The sequence below is a fragment of the Allocoleopsis sp. genome (genome assembly GCF_036703385.1).
GTDB lineage: Bacteria > Cyanobacteriota > Cyanobacteriia > Cyanobacteriales > Coleofasciculaceae > Allocoleopsis.
This window is the reverse complement of record NZ_DATNPA010000125.1, coordinates 1-8,931: the sequence shown is the minus strand read 5'-3', so window position 1 is coordinate 8,931 and position 8,931 is coordinate 1. Positions and strand designations below refer to the sequence as shown.

Below are 8,931 nucleotides of genomic sequence, written 5' to 3'. Positions count from 1 at the left end.
GGGATGCTCAAGACGTTTGCACCCGAACTGTCCCAACAACTGATGCCCGAAATGTATGCGAGGCGATTAACGTTACGGGAAGGAGTGCGGCAACTCTTGGAATCCATTCCCTCAGCCTGTTATCCCGAAATCCTTGAATATTCCAAATCCAAGGCAATCCGTCCAGGATTAGTTGAGTTATTGGATTTTCTGGATGCTGAGGGCGTACCCTTTGTTGTCGTTTCCGGGGGGGTACGGGGGATGGTGGAAACAGTGCTGAGTCAGGTGACTGGCAAGGGTGAGACGCCTGTCTCCACAAATCAGTCTTTACGAGAACGGGTGGCGGCTATTTATGCCGTTGATCTGGATACGACGGGCGACTTGATGCGGGTAAAGTCTGAGTTTGAAGAGGGTACGGAACTGGTTGCTAAGGTTCAGGTAATGGCGAAACACCCCGCCGAGGAGCAGATCGCGATCGGGGATTCGGTAACGGACTTGAAGATGGCACTTCATGCCCCCGTTGTGTTTGCACGCGATCGCCTCATCCAATATATGGAAGAACACAACAAACCCTACATCTATTGGAATGACTTTTTTGATATCCGTGAACAGCTATCTCGGCGGTGGCGAGAGGCGTCAGGCATGAAGTTAGATATCTAGCCATCCAGTCTATGACGTCACTAACAAATCTCCCAAATGTTTTAACTCCATTTCACCGCTAACATATCCCATATCTAAATGAGCATGGTCGGGGATACCTCCCATCTCTTGTATGGATTCGGTAAATTCAAATCCCAGGCTACTCTTTCCGGATGGGCGATTACTGGGTGTTACTGCACCATCAAAAGCGGCTTTATTAACCCGTTCTAACAGCTCCATCGAAGCCCCCAAAGTACCTACCCGAACAATATCAGTAGCTGTCCCAAATCGATGAGCGCTCTTTTTGTCAGGGTCTCTTTGATACATGGAATGAAAAGGCGATCGAAAACCACTACTCAATTTCAAGGATTCATTACCGAGCTTCGTCCGTAATTCTTCCAGAGCTTGAGCAAGACGAATGATAGCGGCTGGAACAAAATAAGGGAAGATAAGGCCGCTACTAATCTCATCATCAGAAATAAATTCAATCAGCCTGAAGTGTTCTGTTACAGGTGTATTCAAGTCGGAGAACTTTTGGATGGCAAAGTAAAACCGAGGTAGGTTTCCATCACGAATGGATTGGGTAGGGCGAAACTGTTGTAAGCGAGCATTCTTACTGCTAGCACCATCAACCAGATCGAAGATGATTCCAGATGGTGCTTTCAATTTCAGCTCTTTAAACGTTGTTTGGCCTGTATCCTCAGAGAGGAGACCCAGAGCAGCTAGAGTTTGGGGGCCAGCCACACCATCCGCTACAAGACCTTTACTGTTTTGAAAGGCTTTGACAGCCAAGACTGTTGTTTGTCCAAAGATACCATCGACAGGGCCTGGATCGCAGGCAGCTCCTAACTTTTTCAACTGCTGCTGAAGCTGAACAACCGCTGAACCCGATGCACCCAATTGCAATTTTTGCATAAATAATGCCTTCCCATTAATGATTGGGGTTTCTACAGTTTGAACTCCCTGAAATTTAGAGAATCAGTGGGGATAACTAGCATCTTTTATCTTCTAAATCTTGCAACAAAACTTCCGATTTGCAGCACTAAAGAGAATATTTTTTACAAAACTTTCTTGAGAGTTGGGAATGGGAAATCGGGAATTGGAAATGGCGGAGTTAGGCTTCCCTATTTCGCTGTGTGATCAACTCATGGGGATTCTTACATCTGCCTAAAGGGGTAAGTTGTAGTGTCAGTCTGCTTAGTCTACCCTTCCTGAGAGGTAAACGTCTGCCTGTGGATACTAGAGTTCGTTTTCAGGAGAAAAGGCAAGAGAGGGGATACACAAACGCAAAAATCCCTGAAATTCTGTAAAGAGTGTGTAAGCTCTGACGCATAACACCCTACTTAAAGAAATTTTTGAGGTTAGAATGAATACCGATCCAAGACCAACTTTAATAGCAGCAGCTGGTCAGTTTTACCAGCTAGGCTGGATGGTGGGCACAGCGGGTAATCTCTCCGCTCGGCTGCCCAATGGTAGTTTTTGGATTACTGCCAGTGGACGTCATAAAGGACTGCTAAATATGGGTGACTTCATCCGCATCGCGCCCGATGGTGCGGTGTTGGAGCAACCCACACCAGATGTCCGCCCTTCAGCCGAGACTAGTATTCATCAGGTAATCTACTCACTATTTCCAGAGGCTCAAGCCTGCTATCACGTTCATTCTATTGAGGCTAATCTAGTTTCTCGCTTTACCACTGGGGATTCCCTGCCTCTGCCACCTTTGGAGATGCTCAAGGGTTTCGGAGTCTGGGAAGAAAACCCCAAAGTGGTAATGCCAGTATTTGCGAACCATTTAGAGGTGCCTCGGATTGCGGATGATATCTATGAGCGCTTTCAGGCGGTACCGCCGTCGATCAATGCGTTACTCATCCGGAATCACGGTGTTACGGTTTGGGCTTCTTCCCCAGACGGTGCTCGCAACAATTTGGAGATAGCAGAATACATCTTCCGTTATATGGTGGCGGCTCGAAACGTTGGCCTCGAGGAGCCATCGGAAGAAACACATTAAAACGTATGAAGGATGAAGGATGAAAAGAAGGTTAACAGCAAAAGTATGAAGGCGGCAAAGTTTTTGATAGTTCATACTTTATGCTTCATCCTTCAAACTTTGTACTTCAGACTTCAGTTGAAGCATTTCGGTGAAGCAAGAGGATGCTGAAAAATCAATGACAACACAACGCGATATAGTGCAAGACGATATAGTCGCAGAAGCGTGGAAAGCACTTGAGGATTCTATCATTTACTATTACGGGCGTCCGGTTGGTTCTGTAGCGGCTCGCGATCCGGATGTAGAAGCTCTCAATTACAACCAGTGCTTTGTTCGCGATTTTGTTTCTTCAGCGCTGCTGTTTCTAATGAACGGCCAAACGGAAATTGTGCGTCATTTCCTAGTCGAGACGCTGGCGCTTCAGGACGAAACCAAGCAGATGGATTACTTTAATGCGGGTCAGGGTTTGATGCCAGCCAGCTTTAAGGTGGCAACCAGCTACGGCGAGCAATTTTTAACGGCGGATTTTGGGGAACATGCGATCGCTAGAGTTACGCCCGTTGATTCCAGCCTCTGGTGGATTATCCTGTTGCGGGCGTATGTGAAGACGACGGGCGACATCGCTCTGGCTCATCAGCCAGAATTTCAAAAAGGACTTATCCATATCCTCAAGCTTTGCCTCGCCGATCGGTTTGATATGTTCCCAACGATGTTGGTACCTGATGGCGCGTTCATGATTGACCGTCGGATGGGAGTGTATGGGCATCCTCTGGAAATTCAAGCCTTATTTTATGGAGCTTTGAGGGCGGTGCGAGAACTACTTGCACCTGATCGCCAAGGCGAAATCTATACCTTGGTTGTGAATCAGCGCTTAAGTACTCTCAATTTTCATATTCGCACATACTATTGGCTCGATATTAAGCGTTTGAACGAAATTTATCGCTATCAGGGCGAAGAATTTGGTGATACAGCGGTCAACAAGTTCAATATTTACCCTGAGTCGATTCCCTATTGGTTAACCGAATGGATGCCAGAACAAGGAGGTTATCTCGCGGGTAATCTTGGCCCCGCGCAGATGGATTTCCGCTTCTTTACTCTAGGAAACTTAATGGCGATCATTTGTTCCCTCTCCAGTCCGCAAGAGTCGCAATGGATTATGGATCTGATCGAACAACGATGGGATGATTTAGTGGGAAATATGCCAATGAAAATTTGTTTCCCTGCTGTGGAAGGTCTAGAGTGGAAGATTCTCACAGGTTGCGACCCGAAGAATGTCCCCTGGTCATACCATAATGGCGGCAATTGGCCTGTCTTACTGTGGCTGTTAGCCGCTGCGGCTCAGAAAACGGGTAGACCCCATATTGCACGTATTGCTATTGAATTGGCGGAAAAACGCTTGAGTAAAGACCAATGGCCAGAGTACTACGATGGCAAAAATGGGAGACTTGTGGGGAAACAAGCCCGGAAATATCAAACTTGGACAATTTCCGGATTCTTATTAGCAAAACACCTCATATCTCATCCAGAGGATTTGGGATTATTCAGTTTTGATGAAGAGTTTGAATCCCTGGACTGGGCCTCCTCTCACTCGAGCTAAATTTCTGAAAAAAAGGAATTGTTTAGTAGTGTAGGGTGCTCTGCAACGCACCTTACCATTTCTCCTATTGGGACTCAAACAAAAATCAAGCCCAAATCCAATCCTAAACTCGCTTTACAAGGCCAAATACGTCCTTATTTTGGTTGAGTGACTCAACCAATCGATTTAACTCCCACTAGGTAAAGTTGATGTTACTGGTATCAACAGTCACCAGTTGCTTTTAAATAACATATATATATTTGTTATATTTCTATCAGGCTTAACTTTTAAAGAGCCTTCCACTCTCAACCGTGATCAACCAATTTCGCTTCACATACATTGGTATCCCTCTTAGGGAGGATGAAAATGTTTGACTGGATGTTACTTTTATTTTGATTCTATGATAAAAACAGATTCCTCAGCTAATGAAACCGATCATTTAGCTCAGACCGTTGATTTAATTGACTCGAATGCAGAAGTTACAGAAACTAAGGTTAAATGTTCAGCGATGACCCTGGTTATCAAACATTTATCAGTACAACCACACACCTGTTCTGCGTTGGTTCAAAAGATAGGTATATATAGCTCGTCCCATATTAGCCGCTGTTTGAGGAAGTTGAAAAAGGCAGGGCTTATCGGTGCGGTGTGGGACTTTCAGCAAGTAGCTTTAGTTTATTACAACCTTAAATTAGGTGAGGATGAATAGTTCAAGTGATAGGGATAAAAGCAATAAAAATTATATTGCCAGATGGTCTATATCGGTAGTTCTTCAATGGCACGATAAGTTGATATGCATCTAAGCTAGCATAATCAAGATGGGCTTTCTGGCTCATCTCACCATCAACGAGATTGTTAAAGCAAGGGCAGCTTAGCAATTCGATGCGGCTACGCATTGCTATGGGAGTAACTCCTGCACCGCGTTGGCTGCCATTCAGAATATTTTCTCATCCCGCCCCTATTTACAGGGCAAACATGAAATAGTCCGGTTGCGTATACGGGAAGACTTCCCATTGAGGAATTCCCCGTGAAAATATTCATCAGCATTAAGATATACCTTTCACTTCTAGAAGCACCCCAGAGATGAAGACCCTCTTGCAATACCAAATCAACTCTACTTTGCACACAGGTGTCGCAACAATCATCTATCGAGGACAGATACCCTCCCATCAACAGTCAGCAATCCTCAAAGTTCTCAAGTCTGACTATCCTACTCTCGAAGCTATTACTCGCCTCAAGCATGAATATCAAATTCGGCAAGGCTTAGACCATCCTAATATTGTAAAACTCCTGAGTATTGAAACCTTTAACCATCGTCTAGCATTGCTTTTAGAAGACTTTGGGGGGAACTCCCTCTCTCAACAGTTGCAAGCCCAAAAATTAAGTATTACGACCTGTTTGAGCATCGCCATCCAAATCACCCAAGCGTTAGATTACTTGCATCAAAACCAGATTATTCACAAAGATATTAAACCCAGCAATATCATCATCAAAAGTCAACCTGAAATTGTTAAATTAACCGATTTCGGAATCGCCTCGCGCCTGTCTAAAGAAAACCCCTGTTTCACTAACCCTAACTCAGTTGAAGGCACTCTCGCCTATATGTCTCCCGAACAAACCGGGAGAATGAATCGTACCCTCGACTATCGCACAGATTTTTATTCCCTCGGTGTCACTTTGTATGAAATGCTCACAGGTCAATTGCCATTTCATAGTCAAGACCCCTTAGAGCTAGTGTACAGTCATATTGCCCAACTTCCTACAGCCCCCCAACAATTAAATCCAGAAATTTCTCCAGCTATCTCAGAAATCGTGATGAAGTTGATGGCCAAAAATGCTGAAGATAGGTATCAAAGTGCGAGAGGATTGTTAGCGGATTTAGAACTTTGTCTCGACCAGTTAACAGCAAGAGGCAAGATTACTGATTTTAGTCCAGGGCGCTTAGATGTCTTGAGTCAGTTACTCATTCCTCAAAAGTTGTATGGTAGGGAAACTCAGGTTAATTTACTCTTAGCTGCCTTCGATCGCGTCAGTCAGGGAACGAGGGAACTGATGCTAGTCAGTGGATACTCGGGTATTGGGAAATCAGCAATTGTCAATGAAATTAACAAACCCATCACCCGCCAACGGGGTTATTTTATTTCAGGGAAATTTGACCAATTCAAGCGGAATATTCCCTATGCATCCTTAACTCAAGCTATTGGTTCATTGATGCGTCAATTACTAACGGAAAGTGCTATAAAACTGGAAGGATGGCGTAGCCAAATCCTAACAGCTGTTGGGTCAAATGGGCAAGTTATTATCGATGTGGTTCCCGAAGTGGAATTAGTTATTGGTAAACAGCCAAAAGTCCCTCAACTGAGCCCAACCGAATCTCAAAATCGCTTCAATCGAGTATTTAAAGAATTTATTCAAGCCTTCACTCAAATTACTCAAGCTCCGTTAGTCATCTTTTTAGACGTTTTGCAATGGACTGACTCGGCTACATTAAAATTAATGCAACTGTTGGTCACTGACCCAGATAGTAAATATCTACTATTTATCGGTGCCTATCGAGATAATGAAGTGAGCCCCAGCCATCCTTTAATCCAGACTATAGAGGAGATTCAGAAAGCTGGGACAGCGGTTAATAATATCGTATTACAAGCCTTAAGTTTAGACAATGTAACTCAATTAATTGCTGATACATTAAAAGAAAATTTAATCTCCCAACCCCCTTCTATACAAGCAAAATCAGAGCAAGAAAATCTGACCTATTCTCTTAGAATCAGCTCAAAAAAAGGAGTTATATCTCTAGCAGAATTGAGCTGGAATATCACGGAAGGCAATCCCTTTTTCTTGACTCAGTTTATCCAAGAAATATACCAAGAAAATCTTTTAGTATTTGACTTTGACAAGGCTGTATGGAATTGGGATTTACAGGAAATTAAGTCAAGGGGTATTGCTGATAAAGATGTTGTAAAACTGGTTGCCGGAAGAATACAAAAATTACCAGAAGTTACAGTATCAGTATTAAAATTAGCAGCTTGCCTCGGGGATAAATTTACCCTTAATGTATTATCAGTCGTCAATGAACAGTCTCCTCATACAATAGCCACTGCCCTCTATCCAGCTTTACAATCTGGGTTAATTTTACCTTTGAGTGAGGCTTATAAAATCCCCTTAGTGTTTGATGAAGACGACGTGGGAACTGACGAGGAAGGGAAACATAAAAATGAAAACAAATTACAAAATTCCTCCCTTCCGAGTTCCTTTAATCAAGGAATAGAGTTCAAATCTAAAATCACCAGGGTGAGTTACAAGTTCTTACATGACCGCGTGCAGCAAGCGGCTTATTCACTGATTCCCTCTTCCTCAAAACGAGAAACTCATCTAAAAATTGGTCGCTTACTGCTTCAATCTATCCCGACAACAAACATTGAAGAGAATATTTTTGAAATTGTTAACCAACTGAACAGTGGTGTTGAATTAATCGTCGAGCTAGTCCAAAAAGTAAGACTAGCTCAATTAAATTTAATCGCCGCTCGGAAAGCAAAGGCAGCAACGGCTTACGAACCTGCCTTAAAATATTTAAAGGTGGGACTCAGAATTCTGCCAGAAGATAGCTGGACTCATCAGTATGATTTAACACTGGCTCTTTATGTTGAAGCGGTGGAAGTCGAATACTTAAATACAAACTATCAACAATCTAAAGTTTTAATTGATATTGCCATTAAAGAGGCAAGGACAGTTCTTGACCAAATAAAAATTTATGAAAAGAAAATCCAATTCTATACCAGCCAAGGCGATTTTATGCCAGCCATCGATACAGGATTGGAAATTCTGGCGCTGTTAGGAACTCCACTACCCAAAGACTCAGAAGGCATTAATCAAGTATCAGAACAGTTACGCTCACAATTGAGGTTTGAAACGAGCAAAATTGCTGAGTTAGCAACCTTACCCAAGATGAATGATGCCGTCAAACTAGCGGCAACACGCATCTTAGTGACTCTCATTCCGCCAGTTTACTTTGAAAAACCAGAATTGTTGTTTCCGGTGATATTATCACTGGTTAGTTTATCTGTTCAGTATGGTAACGCCGCCTCCTCAGCTTATGGGTATTGTCTCTACGGTTTGCTCCTATGTGGTGCATTAGATGATATTGAGTCCGGGTATGAATTTGGGCGATTGTCTTTGAACGTGTTAGAGCAATTTCCCTCCGATCCGATTAGGTGTCAAGTCCACAAAGTCTTTGCCAGTCATATTCAACCCTGGAAAGAACCCCTTCGAGAAGCGATGAAAAATTTCCTAACGGCAATTCAAACGGGGTTAGAAACAGGTAATGCTGAATATATGGGTTATGGCAGTGCCGAATATACGATGTACCTACTTTTTAGTGGAGAAAATCTGGATGTTGTGGCTCAAAAGAGTGCGTCTTATGAAGAGTTACTGGAGACGCTGAAACAGGAATTCGGTATTTTTTACCTGAAAGTCGGTCGGCAAGCTGCCTTGAATTTAGCTGATAGGGCTAATAATTCATGCACTTTAACAGGGAAAATTTTTAGTGAAGAGACGATGTTTCCACTGTTGATGAAAGCAAATTACAGGATGATTATTTTTTGCTTTTATCTGCTCAAGTTAATCCTCTGCTATTTGTTTAAAAATTATGCGATCGCGCAGCTTCAAGCTGAGCTAGCGATAGATTATTTGGATGCCGTTATTGGTACGCTATATGTGGCTGAGCATAATTTTTACCATTCTCTGGCTCTTCTCG

Annotated in this window: 6 protein-coding genes; 5 read left to right on the top strand and 1 reads right to left on the bottom strand. The window is 43.2% G+C overall.

All coding sequences use genetic code 11. The features are described 5' to 3' along the window. A partial coding sequence (locus V6C93_RS06300) for a haloacid dehalogenase-like hydrolase (protein ID WP_333475802.1) occupies positions 1–639 on the top strand: 639 nt, incomplete at its 5' end. Positions 640–648: 9 nt separating this feature from the next. On the opposite strand, the gene V6C93_RS06295 is transcribed toward V6C93_RS06300, so the two are convergent. Beyond that, a complete protein-coding gene (locus V6C93_RS06295; protein ID WP_333475801.1) occupies positions 649–1,533 on the bottom strand; it encodes a peptidoglycan-binding domain-containing protein in 885 nt (294 codons plus the stop codon). Positions 1,534–1,984: 451 nt separating this feature from the next. On the opposite strand from V6C93_RS06295, the gene mtnB reads away from it, so the two are divergent. The 4 genes from mtnB to V6C93_RS06275 form a co-directional block, all read left to right on the top strand. Further along, on the top strand, positions 1,985–2,626 hold the full coding sequence (gene mtnB, locus V6C93_RS06290) for a methylthioribulose 1-phosphate dehydratase (protein WP_333475800.1): 642 nt from the start codon (positions 1,985–1,987) through the stop codon (positions 2,624–2,626). Positions 2,627–2,783: 157 nt separating this feature from the next. Then, on the top strand, positions 2,784–4,202 hold the full coding sequence (locus tag V6C93_RS06285; RefSeq protein WP_333475799.1) for a glycoside hydrolase 100 family protein: 1,419 nt from the start codon (positions 2,784–2,786) through the stop codon (positions 4,200–4,202). Between the two features lie 379 nt (positions 4,203–4,581). Then, a complete protein-coding gene (locus V6C93_RS06280; protein WP_333475798.1) occupies positions 4,582–4,887 on the top strand; it encodes a hypothetical protein in 306 nt (101 codons plus the stop codon). A gap of 374 nt (positions 4,888–5,261) precedes the next feature. Further along, on the top strand, positions 5,262–8,931 hold a 3,670-nt coding region (locus V6C93_RS06275; protein ID WP_333475797.1), incomplete at its 3' end, for a serine/threonine-protein kinase PknK.

Excerpts from the sequence above, each read along its gene's own strand:
- V6C93_RS06295 (WP_333475801.1), bottom strand. The coding sequence starts at position 1,533 with ATGCAAAAATTGCAATTGGGTGCATCGGGTTCAGCGGTTGTTCAGCTT.
- mtnB (WP_333475800.1), top strand. The coding sequence starts at position 1,985 with ATGAATACCGATCCAAGACCAACTTTAATAGCAGCAGCTGGTCAGTTT.
- V6C93_RS06280 (WP_333475798.1), top strand. The coding sequence starts at position 4,582 with ATGATAAAAACAGATTCCTCAGCTAATGAAACCGATCATTTAGCTCAG.
- V6C93_RS06285 (WP_333475799.1), top strand. The coding sequence starts at position 2,784 with ATGACAACACAACGCGATATAGTGCAAGACGATATAGTCGCAGAAGCG.